Genomic DNA, 22378 nt, shown 5'->3' on the forward strand with positions numbered 1-22378 from the left:
GGCATGGGGTCCGGCTCCGGGGCGGGCGGGGGCACCTGGCCGGGCGTCTGCTGATCCCGGTAGAGGTGCGCGAAGGCGTCCGGCTCGGGCTCCTCCTCGCCGGCCCGGGTCACCAGGTCGTCGACGCCGGTGAACTGGACGGTGCGCGCGTCGTCGCCGTACGGCAGGTGGCGGGAGGGGCCCTCGGGCTCCGGTGCCGGGGTCTGGGCCCACACCCGGGGGTCGGGAGCGTGATGGGGTGCGGCCGGCTGCTGGTAGAGCGGCTGCGGCTCCTGGTACGTGCCGGGCGGGGGCGGCGGATGCGCGGCGCGGTCGTAGAGCGCCTCGGTCACCGGGTCCTGCGCGGACAGGTCCTGGGCCCGGTACGGGTCGTGGGTGAAGACGTCCTGGACGTAGGGGTCCTGGGCGTACGGGTTCTGCTGGTAGCCGTCCTGTGCGTAGCCGTCCTGCCCGTAGGGGGCGTGCCCCTGCGGGCCGGGGGCACCCGGCGGCGGGGGCGGCACCGGCGGGTGGCCGGAACCGGGAGGTGCCGCGGGCGTCCCACCGGACGGCGGGGTGCCGCCCGCACCCTGGCCGCGGTCACCGTCGTACGGCGCGTTCATGGTTACCCCACCTCATCGTTTCCGGCCGACCGGCCACGACATCGCTCAACGGTCCACTTTCTCACCCGGGCCCGACGGGTCACCGCTTTCGGGCCCGGTGTCCGGTGTCAGGTCACTCGGCTGCTCGGGTTCGTCCGCGTCGCGCCCGTCCGAAGGGGCTTCCGGCTCCCGCGGCGTGTCTGCCTCGGGTTCCACCTCGGCCTCCGCCCCGGACTCCGGCTGCGGCGCCGTCTCCTCCGGGGTGGTGTCCGTCTCCGCCGCTTCGGCCTCGGCCTTCCGCGCGGCCACCCGCTTGCGCTGGCTGTACATCCGCACCCCGGCCAGGACGAGGAGGAGGACGCCACCGGCGATCACGAGCATCACCGTGGCGGTGATCTCGGAGACCTTGACGGTGAACGTCATCGGCTGCCCGTAGGGAGTGCCGTCCTCGGTGTAGAGCTGGGCCGTCATCGGCACCTGGCCGTTGACATTGGCGGAGGCGGAGAACTTCACCGACTGGCTGTGGCCGCCGCTGATCCTCACGGGCAGCTCTTTGTACCTCTCGCCGTTCAGGTTGAGCCGGTTCTTGCTGCCGGAGGTGAGCCGCAGCACGAGATGCACGTCCTGCAGCAGCTTGTTCTGGACCGTGACCGGGATCGTCGCGCTGCGTCCGGAGAGGGTGAGGTCGGACTTGTCGACCAGCTGGACCCCCTCGGTGAGGGTCTGCAGATACTCCAGGACGTTGATCCGGTAGAGGGCGGCGGCCCGGGCCTGCCCCCGCCACGAGGTCGACATCTCGCGGTTGATCGCGTTGGTGAACGGGGGCACGACACGGTACTGGGCGGTGAGGATGATCTTGAAGTCGTCCAGCTCGTCACGCGTGGTCTTCATGTCGCGGAAGGCCTGTACCGGAAGCTCCCGGTCGCGCAGCTTCTTCGGGTACCGGGAGCCGGCGGGCACCGTGGTGGAGGCGCCGGGGTCCGGCTTGGCCGCGGCGGCCGCCAGGAGGTCGCTCGGCTGGCTCCACCGCTTGGCGGAGAGCCCCCGCAGGGCGGTCGCCATGGTCTGCGCCTGCGCGACGGTCGGCACCCGCTGCGGGGCGACGACGATGCTGCGCTGGTCCTCCGGCTGCTCCAGGGTGATCGCGAGGGACTGGGCGAGGAACTCCTGGACCGCGAGGGTCGAGTTCTCCGTCCGGACCATGTCCCCCTCGAAGGCCGTGGACAGGAGCGCGTCGCTCACGACGGCGTTGGTGCCGTTACTGAAGGGGCGGGCCGCGGTGGGCGTGTAGGGGAGGTCGTCGCGGACGCTGTCGCTGCGTGCGATCACCTTGTCGGCACCGGCCGAGGTCGCCACGGCCAGGATGGACGGGTCGACAGCCCCGTCGACGGGCCAGGCGAAGTCGGTGGAGGGCTGGACGTGGAGGATGGTCTCGACCGTCGTCCCGGCGAGGGCGGTCGCCGACTGGAGGTGCCCCAGCGAGCCGGGGACGTCCTTGCCGCGGTGGGCGAGGGAGGCGAGGTCGGGGTCGGCGAAGGGCAGGGCGACGACCTTGTGGCCCTGGACGGCCTTCTCCAGCGAGTCCAGCCACCGCTGGGCGACGGCCTGGTGCTTGCCGGGGACGCGCAGGGCGCCGGCCTTGACGCGGTAGCCGTTCGCCATGGCGTCGACGGAGGCCAGAAGATCCGGGTCGACCACCCAGGTGACCGGGAGGTCCTTGCCCAGCGAGACGAGCTCGTCGAGCCGCCCGCCCGGCTTCAGCTCGGCCGCCAGGGTGTCGTCCTCGAACACCGGGGTCTGCTGGTCGTCGGTCGCCGTCTCGGCCGACACATGTGCCGAGGAGATCAGCGGCCAGAGGTAGGTCAGCTGGGTCCTCTTCTCGGTGGCCTCGGGCTGGTAGGGGACGAACGTCCGCTCGATACCGAGCACCCGGTCGTAGCGGCGGTCCGAGGTCTGTCCGGTGAGCGAGACGCCCAGCTGGTAGACACCCGCCTCGTCGAGTCCGAGGTCGGAGACCGGCACGGAGAGGGAGAAGTCCGTACTGAGGCCGGGGCCCAGCCGGGGGACCTTGACCGTGGGAACGTCGTCGAGGGGGGCGGGGTCGCTGTCGCTCCGGTAGCCGGTGCGGCCCGTCACCTGCTCGATCTCGCTGCGGCTCGTCATCTGCGGCCCGACGCGCAGGTCCACGGTCGCGTCGGTCACCGTCTTCTTGCTCCGGTTGGTCACCGTGCCGGTGATGGTGACCGTGTCTCCCTCGACGGGCGCGCTCGGCGCCAGCGTGTCGAGAGACACATCGACGGTCTTCGAGCCGGTGGCGTCGTCGGCGGCGAACGCCGGGGAGGAGGTGGCCGGGGCCTGGAGGAGACCGGCGAGGAGCGGCGCCCCGAAGGCGACGGTGATCGTGCGCCGCAGCCACCGGCGGGCAGGTGAGGGACCGGTTCCCTGGATGTCTGCCGCCTCGGCCACGCGTTCGCCCGTCCTCGTCGTTGTCTCTGGTGTGAGTGGTGTAGGTGGTTCCCGGTTGCTGTGTCCAGGCATGGTAACGAGGCACGCTGGGAGCAAGTGCCGGGGACTGCTCCAGCCGATCTTCGACGGCGCCCGTCCGGTGGCTCCCTGTGTATCCCCCACGGGAAAACGAGGACGTCGGCGCGGGCCGGGGCACGTACCCTTTTCTGTTGTGCCGAACGCCAACGAAGACACCCCGACTGCACTGAGCCAGGTGCAACGCCGCGCGGTCAGTGAACTGCTGCGTGTGTCCCCTGTCGCCGACGACCTCGCCCGCCGTTTCCAGGAGGCCGGGTTCAGCCTCGCGCTGGTCGGCGGCTCGGTACGGGACGCATTGCTCGGCCGGCTCGGCAACGACCTGGACTTCACCACCGACGCCCGCCCCGAGGACGTACTGAAGATCGTCCGTCCGTGGGCCGACGCGGTGTGGGAGGTCGGCATCGCCTTCGGGACCGTCGGCTGCCAGAAGGAGGCCCGCGTCGGAGACGTCGATCAGAGCTATCAGATCGAGGTCACCACGTACCGCTCGGAGGCGTACGACCGCACCTCGCGCAAGCCCGAGGTCTCCTACGGCGATTCCATCGACGAGGACCTCGTCCGGCGTGACTTCACCGTCAACGCCATGGCCGTGGCCCTCCCGGAGAAGGAGTTCATCGACCCGTACGGCGGCCTTGAGGACCTCGCCGCCCGGGTGCTGCGCACGCCGGGTACGCCGGAGGCGTCCTTCTCCGACGATCCGCTGCGCATGATGAGGGCCGCGCGTTTCGCCGCTCAGCTGGACTTCGAGGTGGCCCCCGAGGTCGTCACGGCGATGACGGAGATGTCCGGCCGGATCGAGATCGTCTCCGCCGAGCGAGTCCGTGACGAGCTCAACAAGCTGCTGCTCTCCTCCCACCCCAGGAAGGGCCTCGGTCTGCTCGTGGACACGGGGCTCGCCGAGCACGTGCTGCCCGAGCTGCCGGCGCTGCGTCTGGAGAGCGATGAGCACCACCGGCACAAGGATGTGTACGAGCACTCACTGACCGTGCTCGACCAGGCCATCGACCTGGAAGAGGACGGACCCGACCTGGTGCTGCGCATCGCGGCCCTGCTCCACGACATCGGCAAGCCGCGCACTCGCCGCTTCGAGAAGGACGGCCGGGTCTCCTTCCATCACCACGAGGTGGTGGGCGCGAAGATGACCAAGAAGCGCATGACCGCGCTCAAGTACTCCAACGAGATGATCAAGGACGTCTCGCGGCTCGTGGAACTGCACCTCCGCTTCCACGGTTACGGGACCGGCGAGTGGACCGACTCGGCCGTGCGTCGTTACGTCCGGGACGCCGGGCCGATGCTCTCGCGTCTGCACAAGCTGACCCGCTCGGACTGCACCACCCGCAACAAGCGCAAGGCGGGTGCGCTCTCCCGTGCCTACGACGGCCTGGAGGACCGCATCGCCCAACTTCAGGAGCAGGAGGAGCTCGACGCGATCCGCCCCGACCTCGACGGCAACCAGATCCAGGAGATCCTGGGCATCGGTCCCGGTCCCGCCATCGGGCAGGCGTACAAGTTCCTCCTGGAGCTCCGGCTGGAGAACGGGCCGATGGAGCACGACCAGGCCGTGGCCGCGCTCAAGGAATGGTGGGCCACACAAGGCTGAGCCTCGTCCGCGAGCGGCGATGTTTCACGTGAAACGTCGCCACTCGCGACAGCCGTGAGGGGTGATGTTTCACGTGAAACATCACCCCTCCGTGCGTTCGCCCCGCAAGGACAGCGCGATCACCGCGTAGATCACGGCCACAAGAACGACCAGCAGCGCGGACCGGCCGTCGGGCGGCAGCATCAGCGCCGCGACCCCGGCCGCGGCCACGAAGGCCACGTTGAACAACACGTCGTACAGCGCGAAGACCCGGCCTCGGTAGGCGTCGTCCACGGAGGTCTGCACCACCGTGTCCGTCGCGATCTTGGATCCCTGGGTGGTGAGTCCGAGAATGAAGGCGGCGACGAAGAAGGGCACCGGGGCGAAGGTCAGGGCCAGCACGGGTTCGAGCACAGCGGCCGTCGCCGCGCACACGGTCATCCAGCCGAAGGGCCCGAGCCGGCCCACCGCCCACGGGGAGAGCAGGGCAGCCGCGAAGAACCCCGCGCCCGAGGCACCGACGGCGATTCCGAGGAGCCCGAGCCCGTCGGACTCTGTGGAGCCCCACTCGTAGCGGCAGAGCATGAGCACGGTGACGAGCAGGGCGCCGTAACAGAAGCGCATGAGACCCACCGCGGCGAGAGCGCGAGCGGCGGGCCGCCGCTGGGAGAGGTGTCGCAATCCATCGCCCAGCCCTCGGGCCGTGGAGGTCAGGGCGGAGCTGAGCCGCTGGGGCACGAGGGCCGGATCGGGGCCCAGGAGCTCCCGGGACATCCGCAGCGAGGCGAGGGCGGCGCAGAGATAGAGGACGGCGCCGAAGGCCACCACGGCCGCGGCGGACTCGTCGGCGATCAGCTGAATGGCGAAGGCGAGACCACCGCCCACGGTCGCGGCGAGGGTGCCGGCGGTGGGGGAGAGCGAGTTCGCCACGACCAGCCGTTCGTCGTCGACGACACGCGGGAGCGAGGCCGAGAGCCCCGCGAGGACGAAGCGGTTGACGGCCGTGACGGAGAGCGCGGAGGCGTAGAAGAGCCAGTCGGGGACCGAAGCGAGGACGAGTACGGCGGTCCCGCCGGCGAGGAGGGCGCGGAGGAGGTTGCCGTACAGGAAGACCTGGCGGCGCTGCCAGCGGTCGAGGAGCACACCCGCGAAGGGCCCGACGAGCGAGTACGGCAGCAGGAGGACCGCCATGGCGGAGGCGATCGCGGCGGGTGAGGTCTGTTTCTCGGGGGAGAACACGACGTACGTGGCCAGGGCCACCTGGTAGACGCCGTCGGCGCACTGGGAGAGCAGCCGGACGGCGAGCAGGCGGCGGAAGTTCGTCAGGCGCAGGAGTACGCGCAGATCACGTACGACGGACATGGCAGCAAGACTCACACACGAAGAGGGCCCCCGGGCAGTGCCGCGGGGACCCTCGATCGACAAGCGTGTGGCGCCTTAGCGCTCGACCTCACCCTTGATGAACTTCTCGACGTTGGCCAGGGCCTCGTCGTCGAAGTACTGCACCGGCGGGCTCTTCATGAAGTAGCTCGACGCGGAGAGGATGGGGCCGCCGATGCCGCGGTCCTTGGCGATCTTTGCGGCGCGCAGGGCGTCGATGATGACACCCGCCGAGTTCGGGGAGTCCCACACCTCGAGCTTGTACTCGAGGTTCAGCGGAACGTCGCCGAAGGCACGGCCCTCGAGGCGCACGTACGCCCACTTGCGGTCGTCCAGCCAGGCCACGTAGTCCGAGGGACCGATGTGGACGTTCTTCTCGCCCAGCTCGCGGTCGGGGATCTGCGAGGTGACGGCCTGGGTCTTGGAGATCTTCTTCGACTCGAGGCGGTCGCGCTCGAGCATGTTCTTGAAGTCCATGTTGCCGCCGACGTTGAGCTGCATCGTGCGCTCAAGACGGACACCGCGGTCCTCGAACAGCTTCGCCATCACGCGGTGCGTGATGGTCGCGCCGACCTGCGACTTGATGTCGTCGCCGACGATCGGGACGCCCGCCTCGGTGAACTTGTCAGCCCACTCCTTGGTGCCGGCGATGAAGACCGGAAGGGCGTTGACGAACGCGACCTTGGCGTCGATGGCGCACTGGGCGTAGAACTTCGCCGCGTCCTCGGAACCCACCGGCAGGTAGCAGATGAGAACGTCGACCTCGCGGTCCTTGAGGATCTGGACGACGTCCACCGGCTCCTCGGCGGACTCCTCGATGGTCAGGCGGTAGTACTTGCCGAGACCGTCGAGGGTGTGACCGCGCTGGACCGTGACGCCCTTGTTCGGGACGTCACAGATCTTGATGGTGTTGTTCTCGCTGGCGCCGATGGCGTCCGAGAGGTCGAGGCCGACCTTCTTCGCGTCGACGTCGAAGGCCGCGACGAAGTCGATGTCACGGACGTGGTAGTCGCCGAACTGCACGTGCATCAGGCCGGGGACCTTGGCCGCCGGGTCGGCGTCCTTGTAGTACTCGACGCCCTGAACCAGCGAGGCGGCGCAGTTGCCCACGCCGACGATGGCTACGCGAACCGAACCCATTCCGGTTGCTCCCTGTGTGATCGTGGAAGCCCTGCTGTGCGCAGGGTTTCACTTGGTGGTGTCGTCGGACGGATCCGGCCGGGTACTGCCCCCGTGCCGGGGCAGGCCGCCCGTTTCTCCAGAATCGTTGTCGTGCAGAGCGGGGGCGTCGGGGCCGGATCGCTGATCCCGCCCTGCCCGCTCGCTCTCGATGAGCTCGTTCAGCCAGCGCACTTCGCGCTCCACGGACTCCATGCCGTGGCGCTGCAGCTCAAGCGTGTAGTCGTCGAGGCGCTCGCGGGTGCGCACCAGGGAGGCGCGCATCTTCTCCAGGCGCTCCTCCAGCCGGCTGCGGCGACCCTCGAGGACCCGCATCCGCACCTCGCGCTCGGTCTGCCCGAAGAAGGCGAAGCGTGCGGCGAAGTGCTCGTCCTCCCAGGCGTCCGGGCCGGTGTGGGACAGGAGCTCCTCGAAGTGCTCCTTACCCGCGGCCGTCAACCGGTAGACGATCTTGGCTCGGCGTCCTGCGAGTGAAGCGGCGAGGGCTTCCTCGGGAGCGCTGCCCGGTTCCTCGATCAACCAGCCGTTGGCGACCAGCGTCTTGAGGCAGGGATACAGCGTTCCGTAGCTGAAGGCCCGGAAGACGCCCAGCGAGGTGTTGAGGCGCTTCCGCAGCTCGTACCCGTGCATCGGAGCCTCGCGCAGCAGGCCGAGGACGGCGAACTCGAGGATGCCGGAGCGTCTGCTCATTCCTCGCCTCCTCCTTCGCCTTCGGGGCCCTTATGCCGTGCTGATGTATCGACTCGATACATCAGCACGATAGAACGGCCCGAAGGCCCCGACAAGTGGGCCCGCCGTGACCGGCGTCACATCATCAATTCACAGCGTTCGACTTGCCTGATTTGGGGTGAACTCCGGCGCTAGGTGGGTTTTGGCCGTGCGTAGGCTGTGCCGCATGCAGAACACCGGGAACCGAGCGCTGCCGAGGGGCGTCAGTGCTCCGGGTGACCGGCTGCGATACGGAGGGGCCTCCGATGGGGTTCCGGCCGTGCGCATTTCGGGGGGACCGGAACTCAACTGCCGCTTCCAGGCGTTCGCGCCTGCCCGAGGAGTAGTCGTTCGATGAGCGAGCATCGTCGCAAAATGCCGCCGCAGCAGCCGCCGACGGGCGGTCGCGCGGCGGCACGGCGCGCTGCCCAGCAGCCGGTGGGCCGCAGGTCGGCCCCCACCCAAGACGTCGGTACGGGGGCCCCTTCGGCCTCGTACGGGCCTCCTTCCTCCGCTGGGGAGGAGCAGCGCCCCTACGGGGGCCGTGCGGAGGCTCGTAGGGCTGCCCAGCGCGGCGGCCGCCGGAAGGGAGCCGAGGCCGGCCCCGGGGGCCCTGGTGGTCCCGGAGGCGGACGGCGTGGTGGCGGCGGTGGCGGCCGCGGCAGCGGTCCCGGCCGTGGCTCCGGCGGGCGTCCGCCGGGCAAGAAGCGGATCATCGACTACCCCCGTTACGGAAAGTACGGCTGGCGTCGCTGGATGCCGTCGTGGAAGCTCGTGACGGGTACGTTCCTGTTCTTCGCTGCCAGCCTGATGGGCGCTGCCGCGATCGCGTACTCGCAGGTGGACGTCCCCAACGAGGCGCTGACCGCGAAGTCGCAGAACAACATCTACTACTGGTCCGACAAGAGCCGGATGGTCGCGACGGGCGACGGCACGAACCGCCAGATCGTCAAGTTCGAGCAGATCCCGAAGTCGATGCAGAACGCCGTCATCTCGGCGGAGAACAAGACCTTCTGGGACGACTCCGGAATCGACCCCATGGGTATCGGCCGTGCCGTGTGGAACATGGCCAAGGGCGGCGAGACCCAGGGTGGTTCGACGATCACCCAGCAGTACGTGAAGAACAACCGGCTTGACGACCAGTCGCAGACCCTCAGCCGTAAGGTGAAGGAACTCTTCATCTCCATGAAGGTCGGCGGCGAGGTCGAGAAGCCCGAGATCCTCGCCGGCTATCTGAACACCGCGTACTACGGACGTGGCGCCTACGGTGTTCAGGCGGCGGCCCGCGCGTACTTCAACGTCGACGTCGAGGACCTGAACCCCAGCCAGTCGGCGCTGCTCGCCGCGGTGCTCAAGGGTGCGACGTACTACGACCCCGCCGGCCTCCCCGAGGTCGACCCCGAGGCCACGCCCGAGAAGAACACCGTGCGGGCCACCCAGCGGTGGTCGTGGATTCTCGACGAGATGCAGAAGGACGGGCACCTCCCGGCCGCGGAGCGTGCGAAGTACACGACGTTCCCCAAGATCGAGAAGCCCAAGAAGAACGCCAACCTCAGCGGTCAGATCGGCTACCTGGTCACCACCGCGAAGGCGAACATCAAGGCCCAGTTCGGCATCACCGAGCAGGATCTCGAGCGCGGCGGCTATGAGATCTACACCACCTTCGACAAGCAGAAGGTGGCCGCCATGGAGAAGTCGGTCACGAAGATCCTGGACGAGTACATCGACCCGAAGAAGCGCCCGAAGGAGGACACCAACGTGCAGTTCGGCGGTGCCTCCGTCGAAACTGCGACCGGGAAGATCGTCGCCCTCTACGGCGGCGTGGACGCCACCAAGCACTTCCGGAGCAACGCCGACAACACCGGAGCGCAGGTCGGATCGACGTTCAAGCCCTTCGTGCTCGCCGCCGCGATGACGGACGGCGTCCGGGACAAGAGCCTGGGCGCGGAGCAGGACGCGTCCAGCCGCACGATCGTGGACCCGGACAAGAGCCGCTACTCCGGCAAGAACGGGCTGACGATCCGCAAGTACAACGGCGAGGTCTGGCACGACGACAAGGGCAAGGAGTGGCGCCAGACCAATGACGACGACGCGGACTACAAGGACATGACCCTGCGCCGGGCCATGGTCAAGTCGGCGAACTCGCCGTACGTGCAGCTCGGCATGGACATCGGCATCGACAGGGTCCGCGACGCGGCCGTCAAGGCGGGCCTGCGCGCCGACTCGCTCGTCCCGGGTGAGTTCCCCTCCTTCTCCCTCGGTGTCTCCAGCCCGAGCGCCATCCGCATGGCCGGTGCCTACGGGACCTTCGCCAACCAGGGCAAGCAGAACGACCCCTACTCGGTGGAGTCCGTGCGCAAGGGGGGCGTCCTCTTCAAGCAGCACAAGCAGGAAGAGAAGCTCGCCTTCACGCCCGCGGTGGCCAACAACGTCACCGACGTCCTCCGGTCCGTCGTGGAGGACGACGAGGGCACCGGTCGCAAGGCGCGCATCCCGGGCCGTGACGTGGCCGGCAAGACCGGTACCACCGACGGCAACAAGTCGGCCTGGTTCGTCGGCTACACCGCGCAGCTGTCGACCGCGATCGACATGTACCGGTTCGACGACGACGACACGAAGAAGAACCGTGAGTTCCAGGAGATGTTCGGCACGGGTGCCCAGCCTCGGATCCACGGTTCGTCGTTCCCGTCCCGGATCTGGCACGACTACATGACCGGGGCCGTGAAGGGCTACGACGTCGTGGACTTCCCGAAGCCGGAGAAGCTGGAAGGCGCCAAGCCCGTCTTCGGCGGTGGCGCGGCCAGCCCCACGCCGACCCCGACGGCCACCCCGACGCCCACCGAGACCTCGGCCACGCCGACGACGTCCGCGCCGACCACCACGCCGCCGCCGACGACGACCGCCCCGACGACGACGCGCACGCCGAAGCCGGGCAAGACGACCTGTGGTGTCTGGGGCTGGGGCTGCACGGAGGATCCGGGCGATCCCGGCGGCAACACCGGCGAGCCCACCACCGGGTCACCCACCACCGGCTCACCGACCGGGACCGGCACACCGACGGACGACGGCAACGGCCCGGGCGGGGGGAACGGCAAACCGGGCAGCGCGGTCTGGGTCCCCTGACCCGCCGCCGGGGCACTCCACCGGTCCCCCGCCGACGCGTGAGATGAGGGCCGTCGCGTCCGATCCGTACCTTTCCGTACGGGCCGGCCGCGGCGGCCCTCGCCGTTTTCCCGGAGCCGTACGGCAGGATGTCCCCCATGCCGAGCCTCCAGAAGTCGAGTGCGCCGCAGGACCGGCCCCAGGGCCGCTCGCAGACGGTCATCCCCACCCACCGGGACAAGGTGGCCGCCGCGGGCAGCGAACTGATCGGCGGCCCCTACGGCCGCCGGGCGAAGACCGGCACCGGGCAGTTCTCGCCGGTGCGGGTGATCGCCCTCGTGGCCATCGGCATGTTCGCGCTCGGCATGGTGCAGAAGCTGCCCTGCTACAACTGGGCCTGGTTCCGGGGCACGACCTCCCAGTACACCCACGCCTGCTACTCGGACATCCCGCACCTCTTCACGGGGCGGGGCTTCGCCGAGGGCCTGGTGCCCTACTTCGACCGGCTGGGCGGCGACATACCGTTCCTCGAGTACCCGGTCCTGACCGGGCTCTTCATGGAGGTCGCGGCCTGGCTGACGCCGGGCGGCGGCGACACGATGCAGCGCGAGCAGTCGTACTGGCTGGCCAACGCGGGTCTGCTGATGGTCTGCGCGGCCGTCCTCGCGGTCTGTGTGGCCCGGACGCACCGGCTGCGGCCGTGGGACGGGCTGCTCGTCGCCCTGGCACCCTCCATCGCGCTGACAGCGACGATCAACTGGGACATACTGGCCGTCGCGCTGACGGCCGCCGCGGTCCTGATGTGGTCGCGCGAACGGCCGCTGGCCTTCGGGATCCTGCTGGGCCTGGCCACCGCCGCCAAGTTCTACCCGATACTGCTCCTCTGCCCGCTGCTGCTGCTCTGCTGGCGGGCCGGGAAGTGGCGGGAGTACGGGACGGCGGTGCTGGCCGCGGGCGGCGCGTGGCTGGTGGTGAACCTGCCGGTGATGCTGCTCGCCCCAGAGGGCTGGAAGCAGTTCTACCTCTTCAGCCGGGACCGGAACGTCGACTTCGGCTCGATCTGGCTGCTGGTCAGCCAGCGGACGGGCGACGCGATAACGCCGGGCCAGGCCAACCTGTACGCGCTGCTGCTGATGCTGGCGGCGATCGCCGGGCTCGGCTATCTGGCGTTCACGGCGCCCCGCAGGCCCCGCTTCGTCCAGCTGGCGTTCCTGATCGTCGCGGCGTTCGTCCTGACCAACAAGGTCTACTCACCGCAGTACGTGCTGTGGCTGGTGCCGCTGGCGGCGCTCGCCCGGCCGCGCTGGCGCGACTTCCTGATCTGGCAGGCGTGCGAGGTCATGTACTTCGTCGGCGTCTGGATGTACCTGGCGTTCACGACGAGCGGCAACAGCAAGCAGGGACTGCCGGTGGACGGCTACCAGTTCGCGATCGTGCTGCACCTGCTCGGCACCCTGTACCTGTGCGTGATGGTCGTGCGCGACATCCTCACGCCCGAGAAGGACCCGGTCCGGCAGGACGGCGCGGACGACCCCTCCGGAGGCGTCCTGGACGGCGCGGAGGACGTCTTCGTGGCGGGCAGGGCCGCCCATCCCGCCCGGCACGCGGCCCCGGCCGCCGACGACGGGCTGCTGGTGGAATGGGGAACCCCCAGGAGCTGAAGCGACACTGCCGGCGAATCTCCTGTGCCAACGGTGCTCGGCGATCAGTAGATTCGTGCCGACACGGTTGAAGCGGCCTGCTCGGAGGGGTGAACACGGCGGACTCGCGGGTCGGCATCCGCTGGGAGCCGGGTGGAACCGGGTTCCGCGACCGGACCGACCCGCCCCTGCCGAGGACTGATCCCAGGACATGCCGTGCCGCCTGGCATGCCGCGGCGCGGGTTGCGGGCGGGCAGGTCGAGGACTTCACCGAGCAGGAGTACCCGCAGAACTTCCACAGCGCCACGATCAACGATCGGGACGGCACACACATCGCGCTGTTCCACGCCCACCACCCGCTGATCGCCTTCGTCGGAGACCGGCGCTACCGGTACTCCGACGAGTTCCGGGACGCTCCCACCTGGGCCACCGTCCTCACCGACGCCGGTTTCGCCGTCCTGAGCGCAGCACGGCTCCTGTCGCCGCTGACGGAGTCGGACACCTCCGCTCTGTCTGCGGCGGAGTGGCGTCAGATCAAGCACTGGCGACCGGAGACCCTGGGCGCGACGCTCTTCAACGCATGGGCCTGACGGCCGGTCGCCGGCCTCCGTCGGACGCAGGTCTGCCGCGTCCGACGGGCGGGCCTCAGGGCTGCCCTACGTGATGTGCGGGTCCCCGGATCGGCCGACAGCGTCGCTGAGCTCCCTGGGGTGAGGGGCGACCGGTCCGGCTCAGCGCTCGACGATCCGGTCGAACTGCGTCGTGGTGTGGCGCAGATGGGCCACGAGCTCGTCGCCGACCCGGGGCTCCTGGGCGTCGGCCGGCACGAACAGGATCGACACCTGCATGTGCGGCGGCTCGGCGAACCAGCGCTGCTTCCCGGCCCAGACGAAAGGCGAAAGGTTCCGGTTGACGGTGGCGAGACCGGCCCGTGCGACGCCCTTGGCGCGCGGCATGACGCCGTGCATGGCCTTGGGGGCCTCCAGGCCCACACCGTGCGAGGTACCGCCGGCGACGACGACCAGCCAGCCGTCCGACGCGGCCTTCTGCTGGCGGTAGCCGAAGCGGTCGCCCTTGGAGACCCGGGTCACGTCGAGGACCGCGCCCCGGTACTCCGTGGCCTCGTGGTCGCCCAGCCACAGCCGGGTGCCGATGCGGGCTCGGAAACGGGTCTGCGGGAACTGCTGCTGGAGCCGCGCCTGTTCCTCGGCCCGCAGGTGGCTGACGAACATGGTGTGCAGCGGCAGCCGGGCGGCGCGCAGCCGGTCCATCCAGCCGATGACCTCCTCGACGGCGTCGGTGCCGTCCGGGCGGTCCAGCGGGAGGTGGAGCGCGAAGCCCTCCAGGCGGACGTCCTCGATGGCGGAGTGGAGCTGCTGGAGCTCCTCCTCGCGGACGCCGTGCCGCTTCATCGAGCTCATGCACTCGATGACGACCCGGGCCCCCACCAGGGCGTGGACGCCGTCCACGGACGACACGGAACGGATGACCCGGTCGGGCAGCGGAACCGGTTCCTCACCCCGGCGGAAGGGGGTGAGGACCAGCAGGTCGCCGCTGAACCAGTCCTTGATCCGCGCGGCCTCGTACGTGGTGCCCACGGCGAGCATGTCGGCGCCGAACCGGGCCGCCTCGTCCGCGAGGCGTTCGTGGCCGAAGCCGTAGCCGTTGCCCTTGCAGACCGGGATGACACCGGGGAACTGGTCGATGACGGTCTTCTGGTGCGCGCGCCAGCGAGCGGTGTCGACGTAGAGGGAGAGCGCCATGGCCGGCCCGGAACCTTTCTGATGGCAGCGGTGTATCAAAGGTATGTACGAGACTACGGAAACGTCAGCGACACGGCACGGGTCAGCGGCGCGACATGTAGATGTCGAGCGCCTTGTGCAGCAGCTTGTTCAGCGGGAAGTCCCACTCGCCGACGTACTCGACGGCCTCGCCGCCCGTGCCCACCTTGAACTGGATGAGCCCGAAGAGGTGGTCGGTCTCGTCGAGCGAGTCCGAGATGCCCCGCAGGTCGTAGACGGTCGCGCCCATCGCGTAGGCGTCGCGCAGCATGCGCCACTGCATCGCGTTCGAGGGCCGGACCTCACGGCCGATGTTGTCGGAGGCGCCGTAGGAGTACCAGACGTGGCCGCCGACGACGAGCATCGTCGCCGCGGAGAGGTTCACACCGTTGTGGCGGGCGAAGTAGAGCCGCATGCGGTTGGGGTCCTCGCTGTTGAGGACGGTCCACATGCGCTGGAAGTACGAGAGCGGGCGCGGCCGGAAGTGGTCACGGACGGCCGTGATCTCGTAGAGCCGCTGCCACTCGGCCAGGTCCTCGTAGCCGCCCTGGACGACCTCGACACCGGCCTTCTCGGCCTTCTTGATGTTGCGGCGCCACAGCTGGTTGAAGCCCTTGAGGACATCGTCGAGCGAGCGGTTCGCGAGCGGGACCTGGAAGACGTAGCGGGGCTGCACGTCGCCGAAGCCGGCGCCGCCGTCCTCGGCCTGCTGCCAGCCCATCTTCCGCAGCCGGTCCGCGACTTCGAAGGCACGGGGCTCGATGTGGGTGGCCTCGACGTCCTTGAGGCGCTTGACGTCGGGGTCCTGGATGCCGGACTTGATCGCGGCGGAGTCCCAGCGCCGGATGACGACCGGCGGGCCCATCTTCACCGAGAAGGCGCCCTGCTGCTTCAGGTGCGCCAGCATCGGCGTCAGCCAGTCGTCGAGGTTGGGCGCGTGCCAGTTGATGACCGGGCCCTCGGGCAGGTAGGCCAGGTAGCGCTTGATCTTCGGGAGCTGGCGGTAGAGCACCAGGCCGACGCCGACGAGCTCGCCGTTCTTGTCGAACCAGCCGAGGTTCTCCGAGCGCCACTCGGTCTTCACATCAGCCCACGCCGGGACCTGGCAGTGGCTCGCCGCGGGCTGGCTCTGGATGTAGGCCAGATGCTGCTCACGGCTGATGGTCCTCAGGGTCAGGCTCATGCGGGGCGCTCCTCGGCAGGTGTGTCCCCATCGGTCAGGGGCTCCGGCTCTCGCGCCGAAGCCTACTGTGACCCGGGAGCGCCCCGGATGGGCATGTGCGCCCTGACGTGCCGCTGGGCTCAGCTGATGACGCCGCCGAAGAGCCCGCCGTGCGCCATGCCGAGGTAGAAGCCGAACGCCGAGGCGCCGAGTCCGAGGATCAGCAGGAAGCGCTCGCGGGTCGTCACGGAGATGAACTGTCCGTAGGCGCCGGTCAGGATGCCGATCAGGCCCGACCAGGAACTCAGCAGGTGCAGGCTGTCGAACTGAGCCGTCACGAAGGCGAGGACGCCGAGGACCAGCGTCACTCCGACCAGGGTGTCCTGGATGGGGTGCGGTTTGCCGTCGGTGGCGAAGAGGGAGTGGCCGGGGTCGGGTCGCATTGCCTGTGCCATGGGGCACCTCCTGGCGTAGCTGCCGGAAGGCGGCGCATCGTAGCGCCGCCGACATCCGTTGTGTACAGATTGCGTCCCCTCACCAGTGAATTTCAACCGCAGGGCGATGAGCGGGTACTCTGTACGGTCTGCACCGGTGTCTGCCCTGGTCCCTCTGGATCCCGGCAGTGCTCCTCGTTCGCCGAGGGGGACTGTCAGTGGTGGCGGATACCGTTGCTTACGCATCACGACCCTCCTGCCACGGAACGACCGTGGCCGCTGAGTCCAAAGGAGGTGGGTTCCACATGCGTCACTACGAAGTGATGGTCATCCTCGACCCCGATCTCGAGGAGCGCGCTGTCTCCCCGCTGATCGAGAACTTCCTTTCCGTCGTCCGTGAGGGCAACGGAAAGGTCGAGAAGGTCGACACCTGGGGCCGTCGTCGTCTCGCCTACGAGATCAAGAAGAAGCCCGAGGGCATCTACTCGGTCATCGACCTGCAGGCCGAGCCTGCGGTCGTCAAGGAGCTCGACCGACAGCTCAACCTGAACGAGTCGGTCCTCCGGACCAAGGTCCTCCGTCCCGAGACCCACTGAGCGACTAGCTCAGTGGTCTTCGGATCCGAGTAGCAGCAAAGCAGCCAGAAGCAATCCCGCCGAGAGGTTCCCCCATGGCAGGCGAGACCGTCATCACGGTCGTCGGCAATCTTGTCGACGATCCCGAGCTGCGCTTCACCCCGTCCGGTGCGGCGGTCGCGAAGTTCCGTATCGCGTCCACCCCCCGCACCTTCGACCGTCAGACCAATGAGTGGAAGGACGGCGAAAGCCTCTTCCTCACCTGCTCGGTCTGGCGTCAGGCGGCGGAGAACGTCGCCGAGTCGCTTCAGCGAGGCATGCGCGTCGTCGTGCAGGGCCGACTGAAGCAGCGGTCCTACGAGGACCGTGAGGGCGTCAAGCGCACGGTCTACGAGCTGGATGTCGAGGAAGTCGGCCCCAGCCTCAAGAACGCCACGGCCAAGGTCACCAAGACCACCGGTCGAGGCGGCCAGGGCGGTTACGGCGGGGGCGGCGGCGGCCAGCAGGCCGGCGGCGGTGGCAGCTGGGGTGGGAACTCCGGCGGTGGCCAGCAGGGCGGTGGCGGTGCTCCCGCCGACGACCCGTGGGCGACCGGCGGTCCTTCCTCCTCCGGCGGCGGCCAGCAGCAGGGCGGCGGAGGCGGCTGGGGTGGAAACTCCGGCGGCGGCTACTCGGACGAGCCCCCCTTCTAGGCCACGCCCTGGAAGCAGCTCGTACCCCCATTCTTGATCACACAGGAGAAACACCATGGCGAAGCCGCCTGTGCGCAAGCCTAAGAAGAAGGTCTGCGCGTTCTGCAAGGACAAGACCCAGTACGTGGACTACAAGGACACGAACATGCTGCGGAAGTTCATTTCCGACCGTGGCAAGATCCGTGCCCGCCGCGTGACCGGCAACTGCACGCAGCACCAGCGTGACGTCGCCACGGCCGTCAAGAACAGCCGTGAGATGGCGCTGCTGCCCTACACGTCCACCGCGCGATAAGGAAAGGGTGACCGAATAATGAAGATCATCCTGACCCACGAGGTCTCCGGCCTCGGCACCGCCGGCGACGTCGTCGACGTCAAGGACGGCTACGCCCGCAACTACCTGGTCCCGCGTGGCTTCGCCATCCGCTGGACCAAGGGTGGCGAGCAGGACGTGGCGCAGATCCGCCGCGCCCGCAAGATCCACGAGATCGCGACCATCGAGCAGGCCAACGAGATCAAGGCCAAGCTCGAGGGCACGAAGGTGCGCCTGGCCGTTCGCTCCGGCGACGCCGGCCGTCTCTTCGGCTCCGTGACCCCGGCCGACATCGCCTCGGCGATCAAGGCCGCGGGTGGCCCCGACGTCGACAAGCGTCGCGTCGAGCTCGGTTCGCCGATCAAGACCCTGGGCTCGCACCAGGTGTCCGTGCGTCTGCACGCCGACGTTGCCGCGAAGCTCGGCGTCGAGATCGTCGCCGCGTAACGCTGCCGCCGGCGCTCTGCGCTGAGCAGTGAGGAAGGGCCGCACCCCTCGGGGTGCGGCCCTTCCGCTGTGTCACAGCTTCTCTCCGGGGGCTGACTCCAGAGGCTTGGGCCGTAGCTGCGTTTCACGTGAAACGGGGTGTTTCACGTGAAACATTCAGCGCGTGGCGCCGGTGACGATCCAGCGGCCCGAGCGGGAGCGGAGCCAGAGCGTGGCCATCCGGACGGACATCATCAGCGTCATCGCCCACCAGAGCGCCGTCAGACCGCCGCCGAGCGCGGGGACCAGCAGGGCCACCGGGGCGAAGACGGCGAGTGTCAGCAGCATGGCCCAGGCCAGATAAGGGCCGTCCCCCGCACCCATCAGGACACCGTCGAGAACGAAGACGACCCCGGAGATCGGCTGCGAGAGCGCCACCACGAGCAGGGCCGGGAGCAGGGTGTCCTGGACGGCTGTGTCGCCGGTGAAGAGCGGGATGAACAGGGGGCGGGCGACGATGAGCAGCGCGCCGAGCACCACCCCTGAGACCACGCCCCACTGGACCATACGGCGGCAGACCTGGCGGGCGCCCTCGGCGTCGTTGGCGCCGAGGTAGCGGCCGATGATGGCCTGCCCCGCGATCGCGATCGCGTCAAGGGCGAAGGCCATCAGGCTCCACAGGGACAGGATGATCTGGTGGGCCGCGACCTCCGCGTCGCCCATCCGGGCCGCGACGGCCGTGGCGATCATCAGGACCGCACGGAGAGAGAGCGTACGGACGAGGAGCGGGACGCCGGCCTGGGCGGAGGCGCGTATGCCGGCCGTGTCGGGGCGGAGGGAGGCTCCGTGCCGCCGGGCGCCTCGTACGACCACGACGAGGTAGGCGACGGCCATGCCGCACTGGGCGATCACGGTGCCCCAGGCCGAGCCCGCGATCCCCAGACCGGCGCCGTAGACAAGGCCGACGTTGAGTGCGCCGTTGGCCGCGAAGCCGCCGATGGCCACGTAGAGCGGTGTACGGGTGTCCTGAAGGCCGCGCAGGACGCCGGTGGCGGCCAGGACCACCAGCATGGCGGGGATGCCGAGGCTGGAGATCCTCAGGTACGTGACGGCGTAGGGAGCGGCGGTGTCGGAGGCCCCGAAGAGGCCGACGAGCCAGGGCGCCGCGGGCAGGGTCAGCGCGACGACGGCGGCTCCGAGGAGGAGGGCGAGCCAGATGCCGTCCATGCCCTGCCGGATCGCGGCCTGGAGGTCCCCGGCCCCGACGCGGCGGGAGACGGCGGCCGTGGTGGCGTAGGCGAGGAAGACGAAGACGCTGACGGCGGTGGACAGCAGGGCGGCCGCGATCGCGAGGCCTGCGAGCTGGGGGGTGCCGAGATGGCCGACGATGGCGCTGTCGACCATGAGGAAGAGCGGCTCGGCGACAAGAGCACCGAAGGCCGGCAGGGCGAGGGAGACGATCTCGCGGTCGTGCCGTCGGTGGACAGCCTTGGGCGTCGCGGGGGCCTGGGTCATGGGGTCAATCTAATCTTCCACAGGTAAGCGATGCAATGCCCTCGTGATCCTTACTTCTCCAGGGTAAGGCGCTTCGGGTGTGGGTCGTTTGTTCTGATCTTGGCCCAGGGGGAAAAGTTTTTCTCCCCCACAGCCCGTGGATGGGAAAAGTGCAGGTCAGGCCGGTGAGGTGGAGGGGCCTATGAGTTTGTCCACATGGCTGTCCCCCGGTCCGTGCACAGGTTCCGGCGAGTTCTCCACAGGCTGAGGCCCTTCACCCACAGGGCCTGTGGATAACCAGATTGGCTGAGGCCTCTCGCGGGCCTACCGTGGTCCGGCGCCCGACGCGCCAGAAGCGGTCGCAAAGCCACTCGTTGATCAAGCCCGTGGCGTAAGAAAGAGTGGCATGGCGAGGTCCGCGGAGCGGACGGGAGGAGGTGCTTGGTGAGCATTCCCGAGCCCTTGGACGACCCTTGGGCCGACAGCGGACCGAGCGACCGACTGCCCACCCGTACCCGAGGCGAAGGGCGCGGTCGCGGCCGCGGGCGGGACGACCAGCACGAGCGGGGCGGCGAAGGCGGGCCCTGGGACGGCGGGCTCTCCGGCTTCGAGCGTGTTCCCCCGCAGGACCTCGACGCCGAGCAGTCCGTCCTCGGCGGCATGCTGCTCTCCAAGGACGCCATCGCCGACGTCGTGGAGATCATCAAGGGCAACGACTTCTACAAGCCCGCCCACGAGACGGTCTACGCCGCGATCCTCGATCTCTACGCCAAGGGCGAGCCGGCCGACCCGATCACGGTCGGTGCCGAGCTCACGAAGCGTGGCGAGATCACCCGCGTCGGCGGCGCCTCCTACCTGCACACCCTGGTTCAGTCGGTACCGACGGCGGCCAACGCCTCGTACTACGCGGAGATCGTCCACGAGCGGGCCGTCCTGCGTCGCCTCGTCGAGGCCGGCACCAAGATCACGCAGATGGGCTACGCGGCCGACGGCGACGTCGACGAGATCGTGAACTCGGCCCAGGCCGAGATCTACGCGGTCACCGAGCAGCGGACCACCGAGGACTATCTGCCGCTCGGCGACATCATGGAGGGGGCGCTCGACGAGATCGAGGCGATCGGCTCCCGCAGCGGTGAGATGACCGGTGTGCCCACCGGCTTCACCGACCTGGACTCGCTCACCAACGGTCTGCACCCGGGTCAGATGATCATCATCGCGGCGCGTCCCGCCATGGGTAAGTCGACCCTCGCCCTGGACTTCGCGCGGGCGGCGTCCATCAAGCACAACCTGCCCAGCGTCATCTTCTCCCTCGAAATGGGCCGCAACGAGATCGCGATGCGTCTGCTCTCGGCGGAGGCCCGGGTCGCACTGCACCACATGCGCTCCGGCACGATGACCGACGAGGACTGGACCCGGCTCGCCCGCCGGATGCCGGACGTCTCCCAGGCCCCGCTCTACATCGACGACTCCCCGAACCTGTCGATGATGGAGATCCGGGCGAAGTGCCGCCGCCTCAAGCAGCGCAACGGGCTCAAGCTCGTGATCATCGACTATCTGCAGCTGATGCAGTCCGGTGGTTCGAAGCGGCAGGAGAGCCGTCAGCAAGAGGTCTCCGACATGTCGCGAAACCTCAAGCTCCTCGCCAAGGAGCTGGAGCTGCCGGTGATCGCGCTCTCCCAGCTGAACCGTGGCCCCGAGCAGCGAACCGACAAGAAGCCGATGGTCTCCGACCTGCGTGAGTCCGGCTCGATCGAGCAGGACGCGGACATGGTCATCCTGCTGCACCGCGAGGACGCGTACGAGAAGGAGTCACCGCGAGCGGGCGAGGCCGACATCATCGTCGGCAAGCACCGTAACGGTCCGACGGCCACGATCACCGTGGCCTTCCAGGGCCACTACTCCCGCTTCGTGGACATGGCTCAGACCTGACCGCGCCCGAGGAGCGCGGGAACCACCTCGTTCCAGACCTCGTGGGGGAACACCTCGTGGCCCGTCCGCTCCATGGCGAGGAATCGGGCACCGGGGATCTCGGCGGCGAGGACGCGGCCGTGCTCCAGAGGGAACAGCGGGTCCTCGGTGCCGTGCAGGACGAGCGTCGGGGCCGTGATCGCACCGAGGCGGTCCCGCCAGGGTGCTCCGGCGTCGATCAAGAAGGGGTTCGTGACCTGCGCGGCGATGTCGCGCGCGTGGTCGACGACCCGTGCCGCCCAGGCGTGCATGGCGGCGGTGTCGAACGGGCGTGAGGCGGCGGCGAAGGGGCGCTCGCCCTCGACGAGCCACTCGACGACAGCGGCCCGGTCCTTCCAGTCGGGCTCCGGAGCGCTCTCGGCGAAAACCGCCAGCAGGGCCTCCGTGATCGGCGGCAGATCGGGCTGGTCGTGGCCCGGTCCGCCGGGGGTCGAGGACGCGAGGGCGAGCGTGGCGACCCGGTCCGGGTGATCGAGGGCGAGCAGCTGGGCGACGGCCGCTCCCTGGGACATGCCGACGATCTCCGCGGGCGGCAGGTGGAGGGCTTCGAGCAGCCCGGCGGCATCGGTGACCAGATCGCGCAGGTCGTACGACGGCTCGCCCACGGGGAACACGGTGGAGCGCCCCGCGTCCCGGCTGTCGTAGCGGATCACGTACCTGCCGCCGGAGGCGAGGCGACGGACGAACTCCTCGTTCCACGCGAGCATCGAGTGGCCCGCGCCGTGCATGAGGAGGAGGGGAGTGTCGGCGGGGTCGCCGAAGGTCTCCGCGCACAGTTCGACGCCGTTGGTCCGGATGACGTGCTCGGTGCCGCGCATGGGGT

The 22378-nt window shown here is 69.2% G+C and carries 18 protein-coding genes and 1 pseudogene; 9 read left to right on the top strand and 10 right to left on the bottom strand.

Translation table 11 applies throughout. From position 1 onward, the window contains the following. Together IF00_RS0114035 and IF00_RS0114040 are read right to left on the bottom strand one after the other, a co-directional pair. Positions 1–602, bottom strand: a pseudogene (locus IF00_RS0114035) (murein biosynthesis integral membrane protein MurJ); the annotation flags it as partial. Positions 603–647: 45 nt separating this feature from the next. Continuing rightward, on the bottom strand, positions 648–3047 hold the full coding sequence (locus IF00_RS0114040) for a DUF6049 family protein (RefSeq protein WP_030317942.1): 2400 nt from the start codon (positions 3045–3047) through the stop codon (positions 648–650). A 211-nt stretch (positions 3048–3258) separates the two neighbouring features. Between IF00_RS0114040 and IF00_RS0114045 the strand changes: the two genes are divergently transcribed. Beyond that, the gene (locus tag IF00_RS0114045; protein WP_030317944.1) at positions 3259–4725 is read left to right on the top strand and encodes a CCA tRNA nucleotidyltransferase; all 1467 of its coding nucleotides are present in this window, start codon (positions 3259–3261) and stop codon (positions 4723–4725) included. An 81-nt stretch (positions 4726–4806) separates the two neighbouring features. Here the strand turns inward: IF00_RS0114045 and IF00_RS0114050 are convergent, their stop codons facing one another. The 3 genes from IF00_RS0114050 to IF00_RS0114060 form a co-directional block, all read right to left on the bottom strand. Then, entirely contained in the window at positions 4807–6066 is a 1260-nt protein-coding gene (locus IF00_RS0114050) for an MFS transporter (protein ID WP_030317946.1), read from the bottom strand. 75 nt (positions 6067–6141) lie between these two features. Next, positions 6142–7224: an inositol-3-phosphate synthase gene (locus tag IF00_RS0114055; protein ID WP_030317948.1), complete on the bottom strand. Its 1083-nt coding sequence runs from the start codon at positions 7222–7224 to the stop codon at positions 6142–6144. A gap of 48 nt (positions 7225–7272) precedes the next feature. Then, complete coding sequence (locus IF00_RS0114060) at positions 7273–7953, bottom strand: PadR family transcriptional regulator (protein ID WP_030317950.1); 681 nt, start codon at positions 7951–7953, stop codon at positions 7273–7275. Positions 7954–8325: 372 nt separating this feature from the next. Between IF00_RS0114060 and IF00_RS0114065 the strand changes: the two genes are divergently transcribed. The 3 genes from IF00_RS0114065 (at position 8326) to IF00_RS0114075 (ending at position 13303) form a co-directional block, all read left to right on the top strand. After that, positions 8326–11094, top strand: coding sequence for a transglycosylase domain-containing protein (locus tag IF00_RS0114065; protein WP_030317952.1), 2769 nt, complete (start codon positions 8326–8328; stop codon positions 11092–11094). Positions 11095–11231: 137 nt separating this feature from the next. Beyond that, positions 11232–12734 carry a glycosyltransferase family 87 protein gene (locus tag IF00_RS0114070; protein ID WP_030317954.1) on the top strand — a complete coding sequence of 501 codons (1503 nt, stop codon included), beginning with the start codon at positions 11232–11234 and terminating at the stop codon, positions 12732–12734. Positions 12735–12823: 89 nt separating this feature from the next. After that, on the top strand, positions 12824–13303 hold the full coding sequence (locus tag IF00_RS0114075) for a hypothetical protein (protein WP_245234529.1): 480 nt from the start codon (positions 12824–12826) through the stop codon (positions 13301–13303). 141 nt (positions 13304–13444) lie between these two features. Here the strand turns inward: IF00_RS0114075 and IF00_RS0114080 are convergent, their stop codons facing one another. The 3 genes from IF00_RS0114080 to IF00_RS0114090 form a co-directional block, all read right to left on the bottom strand. Continuing rightward, the gene (locus IF00_RS0114080) at positions 13445–14476 is read right to left on the bottom strand and encodes an alanine racemase (protein WP_030317958.1); all 1032 of its coding nucleotides are present in this window, start codon (positions 14474–14476) and stop codon (positions 13445–13447) included. 82 nt (positions 14477–14558) lie between these two features. After that, positions 14559–15677, bottom strand: coding sequence for a lipid II:glycine glycyltransferase FemX (locus IF00_RS0114085; RefSeq protein ID WP_030317960.1), 1119 nt, complete (start codon positions 15675–15677; stop codon positions 14559–14561). 119 nt (positions 15678–15796) lie between these two features. Beyond that, positions 15797–16111, bottom strand: coding sequence for a hypothetical protein (locus IF00_RS0114090; RefSeq protein ID WP_030317962.1), 315 nt, complete (start codon positions 16109–16111; stop codon positions 15797–15799). A gap of 284 nt (positions 16112–16395) precedes the next feature. Between IF00_RS0114090 and rpsF the strand changes: the two genes are divergently transcribed. The 4 genes from rpsF to rplI all read left to right on the top strand — a co-directional run bounded on the left by rpsF (position 16396) and on the right by rplI (position 18114). Beyond that, a complete protein-coding gene (rpsF, locus tag IF00_RS0114095) occupies positions 16396–16686 on the top strand; it encodes a 30S ribosomal protein S6 (protein WP_015034882.1) in 291 nt (96 codons plus the stop codon). A gap of 74 nt (positions 16687–16760) precedes the next feature. Continuing rightward, entirely contained in the window at positions 16761–17357 is a 597-nt protein-coding gene (locus IF00_RS0114100; RefSeq protein WP_030317963.1) for a single-stranded DNA-binding protein, read from the top strand. A gap of 55 nt (positions 17358–17412) precedes the next feature. Further along, positions 17413–17649 (top strand): 30S ribosomal protein S18, encoded by a 237-nt coding sequence (gene rpsR, locus IF00_RS0114105; protein WP_003967857.1) that lies wholly within the window; start codon positions 17413–17415, stop codon positions 17647–17649. Between the two features lie 18 nt (positions 17650–17667). After that, the gene (gene rplI / locus IF00_RS0114110; RefSeq protein WP_030317964.1) at positions 17668–18114 is read left to right on the top strand and encodes a 50S ribosomal protein L9; all 447 of its coding nucleotides are present in this window, start codon (positions 17668–17670) and stop codon (positions 18112–18114) included. A 156-nt stretch (positions 18115–18270) separates the two neighbouring features. Here the strand turns inward: rplI and IF00_RS0114115 are convergent, their stop codons facing one another. After that, positions 18271–19608 (bottom strand): MATE family efflux transporter, encoded by a 1338-nt coding sequence (locus IF00_RS0114115; protein ID WP_030317965.1) that lies wholly within the window; start codon positions 19606–19608, stop codon positions 18271–18273. A gap of 423 nt (positions 19609–20031) precedes the next feature. Between IF00_RS0114115 and dnaB the strand changes: the two genes are divergently transcribed. After that, positions 20032–21516, top strand: a complete 1485-nt coding sequence (dnaB, locus tag IF00_RS0114120; protein ID WP_078944679.1) for a replicative DNA helicase — start codon at positions 20032–20034, stop codon at positions 21514–21516. Here dnaB and IF00_RS0114125 read toward each other — a convergent pair. Continuing rightward, a complete protein-coding gene (locus IF00_RS0114125) occupies positions 21507–22373 on the bottom strand; it encodes an alpha/beta fold hydrolase (RefSeq protein WP_030317967.1) in 867 nt (288 codons plus the stop codon). The genes dnaB and IF00_RS0114125 overlap by 10 nt on opposite strands. Positions 22374–22378 lie beyond the last annotated feature (5 nt).

It is taken from the genome of Streptomyces flavochromogenes (genome assembly GCF_000717595.1).
Classification (GTDB): domain Bacteria; phylum Actinomycetota; class Actinomycetes; order Streptomycetales; family Streptomycetaceae; genus Streptomyces; species Streptomyces flavochromogenes.